The sequence below is a fragment of the Catenibacterium sp. RTP21428st1_D7_RTP21428_210409 genome, from assembly GCF_040227455.1.
Taxonomy (GTDB): Bacteria; Bacillota_I; Bacilli_A; order Erysipelotrichales; family Coprobacillaceae; genus Catenibacterium; species Catenibacterium mitsuoka_A.
Genome location: NZ_JBEHVX010000036.1, coordinates 1 through 19,183 on the forward strand (window position 1 = coordinate 1; position 19,183 = coordinate 19,183).

Sequence of the window (19,183 nt, forward strand, 5' to 3'; positions counted from 1 at the left end):
AAAAACGGAAAACGAAAAACGAAAATCAAAGAAATGTGTTATTTCCACTTGACAATCGTCATTTCATAACAGATTATTGTATTGGACTAGATTTAGGAACAGGGTCTGTAGGATGGGCCGTTGTGGACATGAACCATAGACTTATGAAAAGAAATGGGAAACATCTATGGGGATCTAGATTATTTAGTAATGCAGAAACAGCAGCTAATAGAAGAGCTAGTAGATCTATACGTAGAAGATACAATAAGAGAAGAGAGAGAATTAGATTATTAAGAGCTATTTTGCAAGATATGGTTTTAGAGAATGATCCAACTTTCTTTATTAGACTAGAGCACACTTCTTTTTTAGATGAAGAAGATAAAGCTAATTATTTAGGAGCAGATTATAAGGACAATTATAACTTGTTTATTGATGAAGATTTTAATGATTATACTTATTATCATAAGTATCCTACTATTTATCACTTAAGAAAGGCATTGTGTGAATCAACTGAAAAAGCTGATCCAAGACTTATTTATTTAGCATTGCACCACATCGTTAAATATAGAGGAAACTTCTTATATGAAGGTCAGAAATTTAATATGGATGCATCAAATATTGAAGATAGGTTGTCAGATGTATTTACACAATTTGCCGATTTCAACAATATTCCTTATGAGGATGATGAAAAGAAGAATCTAGAAATATTAGAAATATTAAAGAAGCCATTATCAAAGAAAGCAAAGGTTGATGAAGTTATGGCTTTAATTGCACCAGAGAAAGACTTTAAGAGTGCATATAAAGAATTAGTAACTGGTATAGCTGGAAATAAAATGAATGTTACTAAGATGATTTTATGTGAACCTATTAAGCAGGGAGATTCTGAAATCAAACTTAAATTCTCAGATTCTAATTATGATGATCAGTTTAGTGAAGTTGAAAATGATTTAGGGGAATATGTAGAGTTTATTGATTCTTTGCATAATATCTATAGCTGGGTTGAGTTACAGACTATTATGGGAGCAACACATACTGATAATGCGTCTATTTCTGAAGCAATGGTGAGTCGTTATAACAAGCATCATGAAGATTTACAGTTATTAAAAAAATGTATTAAAGATAATGTTCCTAAGAAATATTTTGATATGTTCAGAAATGATAATGAGAAATTGAAGGGATATTATAATTATATTAATCACCCATCTAAAGCGCCTGTAGATGAATTCTATAAGTATGTAAAGAAGTGCATTGAAAAGGTTGATACACCAGAAGCTAAACAGATTTTACATGATATTGAATTAGAAAACTTCTTATTAAAACAGAATTCACGTACTAATGGATCTGTACCTTATCAGATGCAGCTTGATGAAATGATTAAGATTATAGATAATCAGGCAAAATACTATCCAGTATTAAAGGAAAAAAGAGAAAAACTACTATCTATCTTAACATTTAGAATTCCTTACTACTTTGGTCCACTAAATGAAAATAGTGAGTTCTCATGGATTAAACGTTTAGAAGGTAAAGAAAACCAAAGAATACTACCTTGGAACTATCAGGATATTGTAGATGTAGATGCAACTGCAGAAGAGTTCATTAAGCGTATGACTAATTATTGTACATATTTCCCTGATGAACAGGTATTGCCTAAGAATTCACTTATAGTATCTAAATATGAAGTATACAACGAATTAAATAAGATTAGAGTTGATGATAAGCTTTTAGAAGTAGATGTTAAGAATGATATTTATAATGAACTTTTCATGAAGAATAAGACAGTTACTGAAAAAAAATTAAAGAACTGGTTAGTGAATAATCAATGTTGTAGTAAGGATGCAGAAATTAAAGGTTTCCAGAAAGAAAATCAATTCTCAACTTCATTAACTCCATGGATTGATTTCACAAATATATTTGGAAAGATTGATCAGTCTAACTTTAATCTTATCGAAAACATTATTTATGATTTGACTGTATTTGAAGATAAGAAAATCATGAAGCGTAGATTAAAGAAAAAATATGCATTACCTGATGACAAGATTAAACAGATTTTAAAATTAAAGTATAAAGATTGGTCAAGATTATCAAAGAAACTACTTGATGGTATTGTTGCAGATAATAAATTTGGTAGCAGTGTCACAGTGTTAGATGTTTTAGAAATGTCTCGTTTAAACTTGATGGAAATCATTAATGATAGAGATTTAGGATATGCACAGATGATTGAAGCAGCTGCTTCTTGCCCTGAAGATGGTAAATTTACTTATGACGAAGTAGAAAGACTAGCAGGATCACCAGCACTAAAGAGAGGTATTTGGCAGTCATTACAGATTGTAGAAGAAATTACTAAAGTAATGAAATGTAGACCAAAATATATCTATATCGAATTTGAAAGATCTGAAGAAGCTAAAGAAAGAACAGAATCTAAGATTAAGAAACTAGAAAATGTGTATAAAGATTTAGATGAACAAACAAAAGTTGAATACAAGACTGTGTTAGAAGAATTAAAAGGTTTTGATAACACAAAGAAGATTTCTTCTGATAGTTTATTCTTATATTTCACTCAGTTAGGTAAATGTATGTATTCTGGTAAAAAACTAGATATTGATTCATTAGACAAGTATCAGATTGACCATATTGTGCCTCAGTCTCTTGTTAAGGATGATAGTTTTGATAACAGAGTTCTTGTAATACCTGAAGAAAATCAGAGAAAACTAGACGATTTAGTTGTTCCTTCTGATGTTCGTGTAAAAATGATCGGATTCTGGAAATTGTTATTTGATCATGAATTGATTAGTCCTAAGAAATTCTATTCTTTAATCAAAACTGAATATACAGAAAGAGATGAAGAAAGATTTATTAATAGACAGTTAGTAGAAACAAGACAGATTACAAAGAATGTAACTCAAATCATTGAAGATCACTATTCTACAACTAAAGTTGCAGCTATTCGTGCAAACTTATCTCATGAATTTAGAGTTAAGAATCATATTTATAAGAACAGAGATATTAATGATTATCATCATGCACATGATGCTTATATTGTGGCATTAATTGGTGGATTTATGCGTGATAGATATCCTGATATGCATGATTCTAAAGCTGTTTATTCTGAATACATGAAGATGTTTAGAAAGAATAAGAATGATAAGAAGAGATGGAAAGATGGTTTTGTGATTAACAGTATGAATTATCCATATGAAGTGGATGGTGAACTTATCTGGAATCCGGATATTATTAATGAAATTAAAAAATGTTTCTATTATAAAGATTGTTATTGTACAACTAAACTTGATCAAAAGAGTGGACAAATGTTTAATTTGACTGTTCTTCCTAATGATGCACATTCTCCTAAAGGAACTACAGAAGCAGTGATTCCTGTTAATAAGAATCGTAAAGATGTTAACAAGTATGGTGGATTTAGTGGACTACAGTACGTAATTGTTGCGATAGAAGGAAAGAAAAAAAGGGGAAAGAAAACTAAATTAGTAAAGAAAATATCTGGTGTACCTTTACATTTAAAAGCAGCTTCTCTTGATGAAAAAATAAAGTACATAGAGGAAAAGGAAAACTTAACTGATGTAAAAATTATTAAAGATAGTATTCCAGTTAATCAAATGATTGAAATGGATGGTGGGGAATATTTATTAACATCACCAATTGAATTTGTGAACGGAAGACAACTTGTTTTAAATGAAAAGCAGTGTGCATTGATTGCAGACATATATAATGCAATCTATAAACAAGCTTGTGATAATTTGGATGATGTTTTGATGATTCAATTGTATATTGAACTAATTAATAAAATGAAAGCATTATATCCAGCATATCAAAGTATTGCAGAAAAGTTTGAAAGCATGACTGAAGATTATGTGGCTGTTTCTAAAGAAGAAAAAGCAGACATTATAAAGCAGATGTTGATTATTATGCATAGAGGACCAAGAAACGGAAAAATTCAATATGCAGATTTTAATGTGGGAGATAGAATTGGAAGAAAGAATAAAATGAGTTTAGATTTAGAGAGAGTAACATTTGTCTCTCAGTCACCAACAGGAATATACACTAAAAAATACAAATTATGAGCTGGCGAACAGTAGTTATAGACAGCAGAGCTAAACTTACTTATAAGAATGGATACTTAATAGTAAGAAGTGATGAAGTACATATGATTCATTTGTCTGAAATAAATACTATTCTTATAAGTAGTACTGCAGTTGCCATTACTTCCTACTTAGTAAATGAATTACTAAGTAGGAAGATTAAAATTGTATTTTGTGATGAAAAAAGAAATCCTGTAGGTGAAGTAGTGTCATATTATGGGTGTCATAATTCCAGTAAAAGAGTACGCCAACAAATAAACTGGGATTATGATTATGCTAAAGAGGTTTGGACTGCAATAATCAAAGAAAAGATTAAGAACCAAGCTAAACTATTAGAGAATTATGATGAAGATGGATCAAAGAAACTATATAAGTATGTTGATCAAATCAGATTATTTGATTCAACTAATAGAGAAGGGCATGCAGCTAAAGTTTATTTTGATGACTTGTTTGGCGTGGATTTCACAAGAACATCAAAGAGTGATATCAATGCATCATTGAATTATGGATATTCAATATTGTTGTCACAATTTAATAAAGAACTTGTGTTAAATGGTTATTTAACACAGTTAGGAATAAAACATTGTAATGAGTTTAATCCATTTAATTTGTCGTCCGACTTAATGGAACCATTTAGACCATTAGTAGATAAAATAGTAAGAGAAAACTGCAATGATATATTTGATGGTTCTATGAGGCTTAAATTGGTGGATGTATTAAATCATAAAGTTAGAATAAAAAATAGTAATCAGTATGTTTCTAATGCGATATCGATATATGTAAAAAGTGTGATTAAGGCAATTGAAAAGAAAGACGTTAGTTATCTAGAGTTTTTTGAATATGAGTTATAGATATATGAGGATTATTGTATTTTTTGATTTGCCCACACTTACATATAAAGACCAAAAGGAATATAGATTGTTTAGAAAATTGCTTATTAATGATGGATTTGTGATGATGCAGGAGAGTGTTTATTGTAAATTGGCATTAAATAACTCTATCGTGAAAGCACAGGTAAAAAGAATTCGAGATAATAAACCTAGTGCTGGAGATGTAGAAGTTCTAATTATTACAGAAAAACAATTCGCTTCAATAGAATATATTTGTGGTAATAAACAGACTCTTAAAGAGGATAGTGAAGAAAGGCTGATAGTTCTATGAAACTAAGAATTATGGGATTTGAAGAAATAGACTTTAATGATCAAGATAATACTATTTTGATTATTAAGAATCATAAGTTTTATGCTCACATTTTAAGCTTATTGTCATCTATCCTATATGATAAGAATAAGAGTACAGAACTGTTGTTTATTGATGGAGAGAAGAATATTACTGCTAATGTATTATTGATAACAGATCTTTATAAAATGGATTTTAATGACAAGAATCTGTTAAAAGAAATCTATGCACAAATAAGCAAAAGTATCATATCTGATGAAGATAAATGTATGAGATATCAAAAGTTAGTTGATGATCTTAGTGCCATGTTAGAAGATGAACTAGAAGATTACAATCTAGAGTTTGACTATAAAAATGACTTAACTATTGAAAACTATTTAAAGGCAGTGTCTTTAAAGATATCAAGAAAAGCAGAAGAAAAGCTTTATGATAGGCTAATGAATTATGTGGAGCTAGTCACTGAGCTGGTAAAGAAGCCGGTGCTAGTTCTATATAATTGTCTTGATTATTTAGATGATGAAGAATTGGTGGAATTGATTAAGTATAAGAATTATAAGCATCTTCATATATTGTTTATAGAAAATAAAAGTAGGGAAATTGATTCTATTACTTTTAGAAAATATATAATAGATGAAGATTTATGCGAAGATTATGATAAAATAGAAGAGGTTCAAAGTGACTAGGGATTCGTTATCCTGAAAAGAATTCTAGCTTTAAATCAGAAAATACTATCTGATTTTTGAATTTGAGGTTTTAGGGTTGTGTAATTTTGAACTGAATTAAAACTATTATAATATCCTAATTTAGGACTTCATAGTTTTAGGGTTGTGTAATTTTGAACTGAATTAAAACTGAATATTCGTTACTTAACTTCACAAGTTCGTTTTAGGGTTGTGTAATTTTGAACTGAATTAAAACTATTGGTGCTGATTTCTGTCTCCAATGTCAGTTTTAGGGTTGTGTAATTTTGAACTGAATTAAAACGCGATTTTTGCGGTATGGAATGCAATAAATGTTTTAGGGTTGTGTAATTTTGAACTGAATTAAAACAAAAACGATTTCAACAGTAGATACAAAGATAGTTTTAGGGTTGTGTAATTTTGAACTGAATTAAAACCAGACCGTCAGTTCTATGTAAAAGTTGTAAAGTTTTAGGGTTGTGTAATTTTGAACTGAATTAAAACTTGACGCAACTATGCTAAGTGGTATCGGAGAGTTTTAGGGTTGTGTAATTTTGAACTGAATTAAAACTGAGTGGAATACTTGTGGCAAGAATGCTTGGTTTTAGGGTTGTGTAATTTTGAACTGAATTAAAACGAATCCAAAGTATCAGGATATAATCCTTACGTTTTAGGGTTGTGTAATTTTGAACTGAATTAAAACTAGATTGTTCTAGGTGTTTAAAAGTTTTAGGTTTTAGGGTTGTGTAATTTTGAACTGAATTAAAACAGAACAAACAATAAACCTACTAGCATATTAGTTTTAGGGTTGTGTAATTTTGAACTGAATTAAAACAGAAGGGGGCAAGTTACAGCAGTCTATTGGGTTTTAGGGTTGTGTAATTTTGAACTGAATTAAAACTTTTGCTATTGGTATTATGTGGTCGATACAGTTTTAGGGTTGTGTAATTTTGAACTGAATTAAAACTGAAACTGTATTGGTTAAAAAACACGCATAAGTTTTAGGGTTGTGTAATTTTGAACTGAATTAAAACTAAAGTATGAGAAAGTAAAAGAAGGGAATAGTTTTAGGGTTGTGTAATTTTGAACTGAATTAAAACTTTATGAATAACTCAGAAGAATATCCTGGAGTTTTAGGGTTGTGTAATTTTGAACTGAATTAAAACTTTCGGTTTATCCAAAGAAGACTATGTGTCGTTTTAGGGTTGTGTAATTTTGAACTGAATTAAAACTAATTCTTGGGGTGTACCATTGAAAGTAAAGTTTTAGGGTTGTGTAATTTTGAACTGAATTAAAACACAAGCAAATAAAAATAAAATGAATGAAAGGTTTTAGGGTTGTGTAATTTTGAACTGAATTAAAACCTTTCCTTTAAACAAGAGTCACAAAGTGAAGTTTTAGGGTTGTGTAATTTTGAACTGAATTAAAACCTCTCCATCGCGCGTAATGCGCGACACAGTGTTTTAGGGTTGTGTAATTTTGAATTGAATTAAATTTTTCTAACTTTCGTTGATGAAGTTTTAGTGTTGTGTTATTTATGCTAATGATAAAATAAGAATGTAAGATACGCTAGAATAGTGTGGAATTGCATTCTTATTTTTTCATTTTTATCTTAACGGTGTCTTATATTATAACTTCTGTTCGTATTCTCGCAAAAATTCATAATTTTATAGTTGTGTTATTATGGATGTTATTCTTATTTATTGAGTATGATCATTGGTGAGTTGAATGCAATAGTGATGCAATATTAGTTATTTAGATTGCCCTGTTTTCCCTTTGATTTATACACTTGTTGATTTCTTGAAATACATATTTCAATCAGTATAATAAATGTTGAAAAGGGGGTAAACAATATGAAACTATCCGAATTTCATGCATTTAAACGCAAACTTAACGAATTATATCTCAATGTAAAAGACAGTAGTATGTACAAGCAATTTTTCGCCAACATCAATGCGTTAGACTGCTGTGAGACGTACTGCTTAGGTATAAGTTATCAAATCGTTTCTCATAGCACTCTATCTAGAGAACATCAAATAAAGTTATTGGATGAATTTTATGAAGGAGCACACATACCCTTTGATCCAGAAGAAGTATATACTATGATGGAAAACGGACCTTATACTATAGAGGAAAACCCTGTATGGTATGGTATAGATGCTATGACATCTAATCGTCCTGGTTCTGTTAACTTTTGTCTCTATTATTCACTTATGACAGGTATGATGGATGAACAAGCAGGCATTAACTACTACAACGATTTAACAAAACTCCTAAGTGGCTTCTTACATTCCTTTAATCATCATACAGATGTATATGTCGATAAGTACATCAAAGAAACAGAACATTATACAACTACAATGGCTGCCCAATTCGTCGAGCACTGCCAAGAAGAATACATGCAAGCATCAAAAAAAGTAAATTAAACGCAAAAAAAAGACTCGAATGGGGGAATATTCAAGTCTTTTTTTCTGCTTTTCTTTTCGCTTATTATTATAGCATAAATTGTAATCGCTATCAACAACTATTTTACATATACCCAATCACACTATATAATGATACAGTATTGATATGGAGGATTAATCATATGTTAGAAAACAAGAAGAACGTATTATTTGATATGGATGGCTTGCTTATTGATAGTGAAGCATTAGGAATCAAGATGTGGGAAAAGGTATTTGCTAGTCACAACGAACCCTTTAACCCAGAAGCTGCTTATAAAACAATTGGCTCTAATGGATTAGCAGCACAAGAAATGCTGGAGAAAATCACAGGCAATAGATACTACTTTACACGTTTTAGAGATGACAAGATCAAAGAAACAAGAAAATACTTAGAAACAAACCCTATGCCAGTTAAAAAAGGAGCTCATGAACTATTAACATATCTAAAAGATAATGGTTATACATTGGTCCTTACTAGTTCTACTTTTGAACCAGATGTACTATTCTCATTAAAATCTGGAGGTTTAGACAAGTACTTTGATAAGTTTGTATGTGGTGATCATGTTACTCGTGCCAAACCTAATCCAGAAATATTCAATAAAGCTATAGAACTATACAATCTTAAGAAAGAAGAAACATTTATTCTAGAAGATTCTAGAAATGGTATTATTGCGGCAGATGCTGCAGGTATAGATGTTATTGGAGTACCTGATTTAGTGGATATCAGCGATATGACGCAATCACATTTGTTGTGTATCAAAGAAAATCTTCTAAAAGTGCTCGATTTAATAAAATAATTGAAGAATACAAACCTCTTATCATCTCTAACATGGTACAATAGAGAAGGAAGGAGGTTTTTTTATGGATTACAATGGTTTAAGTATTGTATCACCACAATATTATCCTGATGATGAAGAATGGAATGATTTCTTTAACCTTTGGTTTCAGGGCTATGATCTGAATACAGATATCACAGAACATTTTCATTATTTAATATCTCATTCAGATTATCTTGTAATGGTTCAAAGACCACTGAATTCTGATGATCAAGATTATGAAATCATTTCTGTATCTAATGAACAACAACAATCCTATTTACCTGCTTTCACAAATATAAAGGAAATAACAGACTATATAGATCTTCCTGAACCACAAGAAGGCTACCAGGTAGAAGTAATGGTAGCTTCTTATAAACGCCTCTTAGAAGAGATATATATGCGTACAGAAGGGTTAAATGGTTTAGTGATTAATCCTTTCTCACAAAAGCTGATAGCTGATGGAAAACTATTAAATAGTATAGGACACAATACAACAATAGGTATTAATCATCAAGAAGATTTACCAAGTCTAGTACCAGCTAATTTAAAGTTTAGAAAGAATATGAAGATCTATCATTCTAATGGTAAAGATCCTCATGTAAAAGAGTTATTAAAAGAGAGTGTAGAAGACCTTATGGAGGATGGGGTCTTTGCCTGTCCTGTACTTGTAAATAAGAAAGACTTATATACAAATAAGACAGGAGAACTTGCAATGCATACAGGTGCTGATATTTATATCAAACCACTTATGTGTTCTCATGCTGATCCTAATAAACTCTATATTACTTTATTTACAGGATTAAATGATATTAAAAGAATGGATCTTGATCATGATGAACCAGACATGGAAATGATTATTACATGTCAGTCATTTGAGTCATACAAAGATATACTCTTTTCTAGTGATGCATTCTGTGGTATTCTCATTAATCCTTTTACAGATCATCTAGGGTTTTCTAAAGACATGTTAGATGAAATGTTTTATAATAAAGAAACTATCAACTAAGGAGGAAAACAAGTTGAATTACAAACCTTTAAAAGATGCTCAAGCATTTACTACATCAAGATGGACTGACTCCCTTGATGCATGGAAAAAAGCTCAGGGTGACAAAGAAGTAGCCTACACAGCATTCCTTAAGAACCTAACAGAATCACATTATTATGGTTATATGAATCTACCAGAAAGCGGTGAAAATTTAGAATATGATCATTCATTCTTTACTATTTCACCACAGGATGGAAGTAAGAACTTTATTTCTGTTTATACTTCATTAAAAGAATTAAAAAGCAGTCTTGCGAAACCTGAAACATCAATGCCAGGAAGAAAAGTAGAAGCAGTAGAAGTCAACTATGCTTTCCTAGCAAAAGAACTTACACTTGCTGATGGTAATCAAATTGATGGTATTGTGATTAACCCATTTAGTGATGACTATATTCTTACAAGAGAAGAATTAGTACAGATTTCTAAACGTTTATGTAATGGTTTAGACCATACAGAAGATTTAGGTAACATTACTCCTGCAAATATCTTTATTAAAGAAATTTGGAAGATTTTCCAGAATACTGAAGATGATGATAAGAAAGCAGAAATCTTTAGTCATATGGCTGAAGCATTTGATGATGCTTTATTCGCATTACCTATTATGGTAAGAAAAGAAGATTTAGTAGTAGAAGATGGTAATACATACGTTGCTAGATCAGATGCAGATTTTGCGATTAGAATGTTATCAAGTGAAGATAATGGTGATCAGGCTAATATTGTTCCACTCTTTACATCACAGGAAGATATTGAAACATTAGATGGCTGGAATGCTGAAGATGAAGAAAGAAAATCTATGCTACTGACTGCCGATCTTGTTACTCATCTAGGAGGACTTAATAATGGTGAAGCCTTTGATGCACTCGTTATTAATCCATTCACAGATAATATTGTACTTACAAAAGAAATCCTAACTACAATGGGATTAATAGAAGGGGAGGAGTAAAAGAATGAGTAAACCATTATTAAACACAACACCAGTAGAAGCAACTGATAAAGAATGGAAAGAAAGCTGTGGTAAATATGGAGAAGCTTCTTTTACTGCCACTAAACTAGAAGATGATTTAATGCATACATTAAAGGCTTCTACATTCCTTACATATATTTCTGTAGACGATGATGATGAAGATTCATTCTTCTTACAGACAGTATGTGATGATGACGGAGATGAATGGTATGCAATTTATACTACTGTAGAAAATGCACAGAACTCTTCTATTCTAGAAGATTCTGATTTCCCAGACCGTCATAATGTATTAGTAGAAGTAGACTATGAATTCTTATTAAATGAATTATTTAATACAGGTGATGATGAAATCTATGGTATGGTTATTGATCCAGAAACAGATGCATTTACTCTAGGTAGAGATACATTAAGTGATATGGGTGTTGAAGAAAACAATGGTGTAGATCATCATGAAACAATTGGTCATAGAGTACCAGGTAATATGGAGTTCTCTTGGTTATATGATGAATATATGGAAGCACAAGGTGAAGAAGAAAAAGATAAATTCCAATCACTTATGGAAGATGTAGTTGAACGCTCATGTCTTGCATTAATGACGATTGTGAATAAATCAGATTTAGTTACTTTACCAGATGGTACATATGAATTAAAAAAGGATGCATCTATGATTATTCCTTCATTATCTGCAGAAGATGATGAAGGTAATGAATTAAGCTATTTCCCACTCTTTACATCTAATGAACAGATTGATAAATGGGGCATCAAAGATAATGTTGAATTAAAGGAAGGACAGGTATTAATCAGCGAATGTCGTCCATTTGATCAGCATATTGCTACATTCTTCGGTGCTGGAGAATATGATGCTTTATTAATCAACCCATTTGATCAGGCATTTGTTATCGGCAAAGAATTCATCAAGGCTATAAGCGGTCATCAGGAAGAAGACGAAACACCTGCTGCATAAACTAAATATAGGAGAGACACAACATGAAAAAGCTATGGAACGAATTCAAAGAATTCGCATTTAAAGGCAATGTCATTGACATGGCTGTCGGTGTCATTTTAGGTACTGCTATTACTGCTGTTGTCACATCTCTTGTACAGGATATTATCATGCCTGTATTATCTGCAATCATTAAGATTCCATCTGATATTACAGAATTAACTCTTAAGATTAATAATATTAATATCAAGTATGGATCATTCCTTTCTAACCTCATTAACTTCTTATTAATGGCTTTCTGTATCTTTATCTGTATTAAAGCGATTAATAAGGTCGTGAGTTTCCGTAAGAAGGAAGAAGAAAAAGCAGCACCTGCACCAAAGCCAGAAGACATTGTATTATTAGAAGAAATCAGAGATCTTTTGAAAGAAAAAAAATAAGCACCTAAGTGCTTATAATGTAGGATCTTCTAGATCATCATTAAGATAAGTCGTTCTCTTAGACTTATCTTTTTTTATTTGGTCTGTACTAAAAGTGACGGTTTCTTTTGTTTGAGTAGGTGCTGTATTTACAAGATTGACACCTAATGACCATTCTTCTAGTTCTTCCTCTAGAGTATCTGCATCCTTTGCTTTTACTTTAATAGCCATACACTTCACCTCTTTCGAATTAATTATATACATAATGAACTCTTTTTAAAAGCGAATAATAATGTTAAAATATGGGAAAGGAGTGTATTTTATTATGATAATAGACTTAAACCAAATCCTATCTACTTTTAATATAGATTATGAAATCGCAAAAGGAAATAATAAACTTGGTGGAGCCTCTTTACCTAAACAGTTTAATCAAGGAGGAGAAATTCAAGGTAATTTTCTCTCACGTAAATTCTCATTAATCTATGATCCTGACAAAATAAAACCTGAATGGGATAAGGTAGGACATAAGAAATATGGAATGTTATTTGAAGAAAAAAGTCTAGGTGTAATCTATCAGAAAACAGGCTTTACATCTCAATCAGGTTACTTTGTATTAAAGTATGACGGTGTTAAATATAAGATGTATAGAGTTGGATTAGAAACAGGTTACGTGTATCCTATCTATGAAGGTTCTAAACTAGTAGCCTGTATTGTGGCAGACAAATCCATCTTCAATGATTTAAACCTCTACCATATTTATGCATTAAACAAGTCATATAGTTATATTTCATCTGTATTTGGCTTATATCTAGATGCCTGCATCCAGTTAAAGTATGGTCCTCTTGTAACATCTCCAAACTATATTGCTGGAAAGAGCTTAAGAAAGAAATATGATCCTGCTTTTATTGAAAAAATAAAGGATATGGAAAACAAAGCGTAACAAAAATATTGTTGTTGTAGAAAAAGTATGCTAATATGACTGTGGGAGTCGTATTACGATTAGAATAGCTCTTGGAAAGGTCTGAAATAGGGAGTCAGATCTTTTTTTGTTTTTGTTCATACTTAGTTCATATACTAAGACTATATTAATAACTGTAAAGAGGGCCACTCCCTAATAATAAAAGTGTCCTGTTTACGATTCATAAATAAAACTCCCTTCTAATTGTATTAAATTGTTTTTTAGAACCACTGGCTCTCCTCCAGTGGTTTTTACTTGTATTAAAATAGAAGAAGACTATACTATACTATAGTTAGATGCCGACTTAGCTCAGTAGGCAGAGCGATACACCCGTAATGTATAGGCCACAGGTTCGATTCCTGCAGTCGGCACCATTTATTTTATACAAGTTATATATTTTGTCTATTGTAGATGAGTAGTAGGTATTTTACATATATATGAAATCGATAAGTGAGGTTACTTCGGGGATACGGACTGCTGCCGCAAAATGATGGAGACATCATTCGCTGGTTTGAACAGTCTATGTCGTTAAGGCATAGACTATTGTAGTTACATTGCCCTTTAGAACTAAAGCCCAAACGGATCATAAGATACAGGACCATATATCCGATTGGGTATATGGTTTTTTGTTTGAAAGCTAACTATTGCATAATTATCAGATGGAATAATTGTTTCTTATAGAAAAGTATCCTCATCTGATGTAACTTCAGCTGTAGATATCAATATTAAAAAGAGTAAAGAATCAGGTGGAGTCAAACAACAAAAAATACATTTTGTAAAGGAATAAATGACTAAAATACAAGATTATAGATGCCTCAATTGTATAGTAAATACATGTGAGAAATAGCAGTTGAATTGTAACGACAAAAGCGTTACAATATAAGAAACAAGGAGGTGTGATTATGGGAAAATCAGCAACATTAAACTTAAGAGTAAACCCAGCCGTCAAAGAGAGGGCAGAAAAAGTATTGTCTCAGTTAGGTGTTCCTATGTCAACAGCGATTGATATGTATTTGAATCAAATTTCTCTTACAGGTGGAATTCCATTTTCTGTTTCTTTACCAAAAGCACCAGTATCGATTCATGCAGATGGCATGACAACAGAAGAAATTCATCAGAAATTAGAAAAAGGTTACAATGATATAGCTGCAGGAAGAGTGCAAAATGCAACGGAAGCGTTCGCAAAATTCAGGGAGAATCATTGAAATGAAACACTATACGGTTGAGATTACAAATGAAGCATTGGCTGATATGGAGCAGTTGTATAATCATATCGCTTATGTTCTTCAGGCACCGGAAAATGCGATGGATCAATATAACCGGATTGCAGATGCTATTTTGACATTGGATACTATGGCTGAGAGAATTTGTATTATGGAATCAGAGCCGGAACGAAGCAAAGAGATGAGAAGATTGTTGGTAGACAATTACTCTGTCTTTTTTGTGATCCAGGGAGATAATGTGATTGTAACAGATGTATTATATAGTGCATCAGATATTGAAAGCCGATTAAAAGGTTAGATGATAAAATACTATCTATTCGTTATAGCCCTTTCTCTTGCATAAAAGAAGAATATCACATATAATAAAAACGCAATAATATTCGTCTAGTCGCGGAAATATATTGCGTTTAGACCAGGTGGCAGTGCACCTGGTTTTTTATTTGTCTTAATTGACAACGCTTACACTATAAGGTAAACTATATATAGAAAGAAGTGATCCTGGCGGTATGATCTTATTATGTATTGTATATATATAATAAGTATGATAACCAGGATCATTTTTATTTAGGAGGATTTGTTATGAAGATTATGGTACGTGCTGATGATTTAGGTTACAGCCGAGGTGTGAATTATGGTATATATGATACAGTAAAAAATGGTGTGATTAAGAATATTGGTTTTATGGTGAATATGCCTGATTCTGTAGAAGGCTATGAACTTGTAAAGGATTTAGATATCTGTTTAGGACAGCATACTAATGTATGTATTGGTACTCCTATCAGTGATCCAAAACTTATTCCAAGTCTTGTAGATGAAAATGGACAATTCAAATCAAGTAGAACATATAGACAAAGTAAAGAAGACTTTGTAGTACTAGAAGAAGCCATTATAGAAATAGAAGCACAATATAAAAGATTTAAAGAGATAACTCATCTTGAGCCTTCTTATTTTGAAGCTCATGCAGTAGCCAGTGATAATCTATTAAAAGGTATTGAAATTGTTGCGAAAAGACACAATTTAAAGTTCAATGACATTTCTTTTGATGGGACACCTGTTGAATTGGCAGGAGAAAAACTCTATATGCATATGGAAAGTATGAAGGAAGGGTATGATCCTTTTAAATCTTTTAAAGAAATGGTAGAGAATACACATGATGATGGTTGTGACTTATTAGTTTGTCATCCAGGATATCTGGATGCACAAATACTACGTACTTCTTCTCTTACTCTTAATCGTACAAAAGAAGCAGAGATGTTATGTTCAGAAGAACTCAAAGAGTATCTTAAAGAACATGATATACACTTATATACATATGACGAAATAGGACACTAAAAGCTGCCAATTGGCAGCTTTTACTATTCACACATGATTTTAATAATTTCCTGGTCAGTAGAAGCCATACCTTGACTTCCTAATACACCGATGTTATGGATTGTATTTTCTATACCCTTAGAAATAATACCATCTCCACCATAGAACTGCTGACCATTCATATACATATCATAACCTAGAATGCCAGCTTCTACACTTACCGCAATCTTGGCAGCACAGCTTGCTTTAGCACCATCACAGATAATACCAGAAGTAATAGCCAAGGCATTCACGATTGTATGATTCATCACTTCTTCACTTGCATCCTTTAAATAAGCAAGTCCTGCACCACATGCAGCACCCGCACTTACTGCTCCACAGAAAGCAGATAAACGACCAATCTCAGTCTTTAAATGAATGGCTGTTAAGTTAGAAATCACAAGAGCACGATATAACTTCTCTTTATCTAAATGTTCTCTTTCTGCATAAATAATAAGAGGTACGGATACAGTTAATCCCTGGTTACCACTACCAGAATTAATTACTACAGGTAGTTCACAACCATTCATTCTCGCATCACTACCAGCAGCTGCATAGGCCTTTAATAGACTTGGTAAATCTTTTCTAATTGCAATCACCTTACCAATATTAGCCCCATAATCACCATGCATTCCTTCTTGTGCAATGGCAGTATTACATTCAATCATCTGATCTAATAACTCTTTTACATCATTAATCTCTACTTCTTTCGCAAAAGTATAAATATCATGCATAGTAAGAGTGAGATAATCTTCATCAATAGTCTGTTTCAATGCTTCTCCACATACAATAGTTTCATTATCTTTTGTCATTTCTACAATATGTGTATGTGTTCCCGCAATATGTACCATTGCTTCATGTTCATCATTAGATACAGTTAAACGAATATCTAAAGAATAAGGGGATTCTAAAGGCTGTACTTTAATAGAAGCACTCTTCATAAGTTCAGTCATCGCAATAATATCTTCTTCCTTCACATGACTAATAACCTCTAATTCTGCTTCTGCATCTCCACCTGTAATACCAATACAGGCAGCTGTTTCAATACCTTTATTTCCATGAGTATGAGGCACAATAACACTCTTAACATTCTTGATGATGTTACCACTGACTTCAATTAATATCTTATTTGGCATACCACCTAATGTCTTTCTTGCGAGACTTCCTGCATACGCAATTGCGATAGGTTCTGTACATCCCATGGCAGTTACGAGTTCCTTATTTAAGATTCTTACATAAGTCTCATAAAGTTTTTTATCCATTCTTTTTCTCCTTATTAAAAAGGCAATGAATCATTGCCTTATTGATCAATTTCTTTTCTATAAATGTCAAAGCTGCTTACTATCATTGCAAATAAGAATCCAGTTGATACAAAGAAGATTGTATAATCGAGTAATCCATGAATATAAATCATCACAATATAGCCTACAATTAAAGCAACAAGAGTAGGGTTACACTTAGTTCTTAATAAGCGATATAAACGTTTAATATTTTCAATGAAGAACGGTGCGATCACCAATAATCCTATAATCCCAAAACATAAAACAGGATCAATAAAGATATTATGTGAATGCTGTGTAGGATGCCCATTATATTGTGCATAAATATGCCAATATGTCATAGGTCCTTCACCAAATAAGAAATGTGTCTTAATGTTCTGAATAGCAACTTCCCAGATATGTTTTCTTACCCCTAAGTACTTCACAATATTGCTCATACGTGGAATATATTGAGGTTTCGCAATAAAGAAACCAACACCCGCTGCACCTACAGCACAAATACCACCAAAACTCTTGTAATTACGATTAAACAACAACATAATCGCAAGACCACCAGCAAGTGCAGGCCATGCAGTACGACATCCTGTTAAATATAGACAGAATAAGTTAAGTAATGTAATTAAACCAATAATCACTATTTCTTTAATATGATTCATGAATCCATGATTATGAGTATACTTCAAGAACTTATAGAAACAAATAGCCACAAAGAACTCAATCATCATTGCATAGTAGTTCGCATTAAAGAACATCGCATTTGTACGATACTGTGGTGCATTAAATACAACCAAATACCATCCCTCAAGATCAAACTGTCTTAAGATGAATATATATTCAATAATAGCCCATACAGCTGCAAATACACTTAAACCAATCACTATATTCAACATTGTATCAAATAGTTCTTCACTTGCATGACGTCTATATACAAGTGTCATACTATATAACATCAAATAACCTAAAGATACACCAGCCCCTGGCCAGTTCTGATAAAAGACACTTGTTAAGAAAATAAGTGCTGAGAAGAAAATAATATATTTGCTTCGTTTTGTTTCTTCATAACCTTTCTTTACTTCACCTTGTTTAATCCATTTAAAGAATATAATTGCATGAATCACTACAGTAATATAGAAAGGAAGGAATATTGCGGCAATCGCAATAAGAAAATCACATTGCACAGAATCAAAACGTGACTTTAAGTTTTTAATAATATCCATGAGAACCCCCTTTAATTACATTCTATATTATACACGAAAAATAAAAAAAAATATTGTTTACTCACGAAATATTGGTAGAATACTCTATGGAGGTAGAATATATGAATATGAACACTTCATTCTTCTCTTTTAAGTCAGGATCTCCATTCATGATTATCCTATCTATTATTTTAGGAACACTACTCATGGCTTATGGAATCTATGAAATCTTCTTTAAGAAAGATAAAAGAGAAATTAAAGGAATTTACCATGGTTATAAGAAAGTCAATAACTTATATTGTCGTCCTATCTTCCAGTATTCTTATGGTACAAAGAAGTATAACCAGGCATCTATCCAGGAATTTAAAGTAGAAAAGATTGAAAAAGATTATGTAAAAGGACAGGAATATCCTATTTATTTAGGGGAACAGGCGAATACATTCTATTTAAAGAAGAAAAACACTTGGTCTAACTATTTATTAATCGTTGCAGGTATCTTATTCTATGTAAGTGCTATTCTAGGTTATCTAGGATTCTAAAAGAGGCTGTAACGGGTAAATAACTCATTATAGTTTCATAAAAAGCAAAAGACGGACCGAGGTCCGTCTTTTGTG

General features: G+C 31.7%; 18 protein-coding genes, 1 tRNA gene, 1 CRISPR repeat array and 1 riboswitch. Of the genes, 16 read left to right on the forward strand and 3 right to left on the reverse strand.

Annotated features, from left to right (window positions below; genetic code table 11):
- Positions 1 to 35 precede the first annotated feature (35 nt).
- The 10 genes from cas9 (at position 36) to mscL (ending at position 12,583) form a co-directional block, all read left to right on the forward strand.
- The gene (gene cas9, locus ABUA27_RS06715) at positions 36 to 4,055 is read left to right on the forward strand and encodes a type II CRISPR RNA-guided endonuclease Cas9 (protein ID WP_349820442.1); all 4,020 of its coding nucleotides are present in this window, start codon (positions 36 to 38) and stop codon (positions 4,053 to 4,055) included.
- A complete protein-coding gene (gene cas1 / locus ABUA27_RS06720; RefSeq protein ID WP_287968890.1) occupies positions 4,052 to 4,924 on the forward strand; it encodes a type II CRISPR-associated endonuclease Cas1 in 873 nt (290 codons plus the stop codon). The genes cas9 and cas1 overlap by 4 nt, the downstream gene beginning before the upstream one ends.
- A 4-nt stretch (positions 4,925 to 4,928) precedes the next feature.
- Entirely contained in the window at positions 4,929 to 5,234 is a 306-nt protein-coding gene (cas2, locus tag ABUA27_RS06725; protein WP_287968892.1) for a CRISPR-associated endonuclease Cas2, read from the forward strand.
- Entirely contained in the window at positions 5,231 to 5,935 is a 705-nt protein-coding gene (gene csn2, locus ABUA27_RS06730) for a type II-A CRISPR-associated protein Csn2 (RefSeq protein ID WP_287968894.1), read from the forward strand. The genes cas2 and csn2 overlap by 4 nt, the downstream gene beginning before the upstream one ends.
- A 67-nt stretch (positions 5,936 to 6,002) precedes the next feature.
- Positions 6,003 to 7,428: direct repeats of the CRISPR family, unit length 36 nt; unit sequence GTTTTAGGGTTGTGTAATTTTGAACTGAATTAAAAC.
- A gap of 357 nt (positions 7,429 to 7,785) precedes the next feature.
- Positions 7,786 to 8,358, forward strand: coding sequence for a hypothetical protein (locus ABUA27_RS06735; RefSeq protein WP_349820443.1), 573 nt, complete (start codon positions 7,786 to 7,788; stop codon positions 8,356 to 8,358).
- A 161-nt stretch (positions 8,359 to 8,519) separates the two neighbouring features.
- Positions 8,520 to 9,173 (forward strand): HAD family hydrolase, encoded by a 654-nt coding sequence (locus tag ABUA27_RS06740; protein WP_129980673.1) that lies wholly within the window; start codon positions 8,520 to 8,522, stop codon positions 9,171 to 9,173.
- A gap of 64 nt (positions 9,174 to 9,237) precedes the next feature.
- The gene (locus tag ABUA27_RS06745) at positions 9,238 to 10,200 is read left to right on the forward strand and encodes an SseB family protein (protein WP_349820444.1); all 963 of its coding nucleotides are present in this window, start codon (positions 9,238 to 9,240) and stop codon (positions 10,198 to 10,200) included.
- A 13-nt stretch (positions 10,201 to 10,213) separates the two neighbouring features.
- Entirely contained in the window at positions 10,214 to 11,179 is a 966-nt protein-coding gene (locus tag ABUA27_RS06750; protein WP_278242900.1) for an SseB family protein, read from the forward strand.
- Positions 11,180 to 11,183: 4 nt separating this feature from the next.
- Positions 11,184 to 12,164: an SseB family protein gene (locus tag ABUA27_RS06755; RefSeq protein ID WP_349820445.1), complete on the forward strand. Its 981-nt coding sequence runs from the start codon at positions 11,184 to 11,186 to the stop codon at positions 12,162 to 12,164.
- Positions 12,165 to 12,187: 23 nt separating this feature from the next.
- A complete protein-coding gene (gene mscL, locus ABUA27_RS06760; RefSeq protein ID WP_022424543.1) occupies positions 12,188 to 12,583 on the forward strand; it encodes a large conductance mechanosensitive channel protein MscL in 396 nt (131 codons plus the stop codon).
- A 12-nt stretch (positions 12,584 to 12,595) separates the two neighbouring features.
- Here the strand turns inward: mscL and ABUA27_RS06765 are convergent, their stop codons facing one another.
- Positions 12,596 to 12,793, reverse strand: a complete 198-nt coding sequence (locus ABUA27_RS06765) for a hypothetical protein (protein ID WP_129980677.1) — start codon at positions 12,791 to 12,793, stop codon at positions 12,596 to 12,598.
- Positions 12,794 to 12,887: 94 nt separating this feature from the next.
- On the opposite strand from ABUA27_RS06765, the gene ABUA27_RS06770 reads away from it, so the two are divergent.
- From ABUA27_RS06770 to ABUA27_RS06790, 5 genes are all read left to right on the forward strand, one after another.
- Positions 12,888 to 13,502: a hypothetical protein gene (locus ABUA27_RS06770; protein ID WP_287968545.1), complete on the forward strand. Its 615-nt coding sequence runs from the start codon at positions 12,888 to 12,890 to the stop codon at positions 13,500 to 13,502.
- Between the two features lie 316 nt (positions 13,503 to 13,818).
- Positions 13,819 to 13,894, forward strand: a tRNA-Thr gene (locus tag ABUA27_RS06775).
- Between the two features lie 61 nt (positions 13,895 to 13,955).
- Positions 13,956 to 14,111, forward strand: a riboswitch (M-box (ykoK) riboswitch).
- A gap of 311 nt (positions 14,112 to 14,422) precedes the next feature.
- The gene (locus ABUA27_RS06780) at positions 14,423 to 14,725 is read left to right on the forward strand and encodes a type II toxin-antitoxin system RelB/DinJ family antitoxin (protein ID WP_195920847.1); all 303 of its coding nucleotides are present in this window, start codon (positions 14,423 to 14,425) and stop codon (positions 14,723 to 14,725) included.
- Between the two features lies 1 nt (position 14,726).
- On the forward strand, positions 14,727 to 15,041 hold the full coding sequence (locus ABUA27_RS06785; protein ID WP_187012921.1) for a type II toxin-antitoxin system RelE/ParE family toxin: 315 nt from the start codon (positions 14,727 to 14,729) through the stop codon (positions 15,039 to 15,041).
- A gap of 281 nt (positions 15,042 to 15,322) precedes the next feature.
- Positions 15,323 to 16,075, forward strand: a complete 753-nt coding sequence (locus ABUA27_RS06790) for a ChbG/HpnK family deacetylase (RefSeq protein WP_349820446.1) — start codon at positions 15,323 to 15,325, stop codon at positions 16,073 to 16,075.
- A gap of 23 nt (positions 16,076 to 16,098) precedes the next feature.
- Here ABUA27_RS06790 and ABUA27_RS06795 read toward each other — a convergent pair whose 3' ends face one another.
- Positions 16,099 to 17,355: an L-cysteine desulfidase family protein gene (locus ABUA27_RS06795; protein WP_288835176.1), complete on the reverse strand. Its 1,257-nt coding sequence runs from the start codon at positions 17,353 to 17,355 to the stop codon at positions 16,099 to 16,101.
- Positions 17,356 to 17,393: 38 nt separating this feature from the next.
- On the reverse strand, positions 17,394 to 18,590 hold the full coding sequence (locus tag ABUA27_RS06800; protein WP_129980681.1) for an O-antigen ligase family protein: 1,197 nt from the start codon (positions 18,588 to 18,590) through the stop codon (positions 17,394 to 17,396).
- A 101-nt stretch (positions 18,591 to 18,691) separates the two neighbouring features.
- On the opposite strand from ABUA27_RS06800, the gene ABUA27_RS06805 reads away from it, so the two are divergent.
- Positions 18,692 to 19,108, forward strand: coding sequence for a hypothetical protein (locus ABUA27_RS06805; RefSeq protein ID WP_022424551.1), 417 nt, complete (start codon positions 18,692 to 18,694; stop codon positions 19,106 to 19,108).
- Positions 19,109 to 19,183 lie beyond the last annotated feature (75 nt).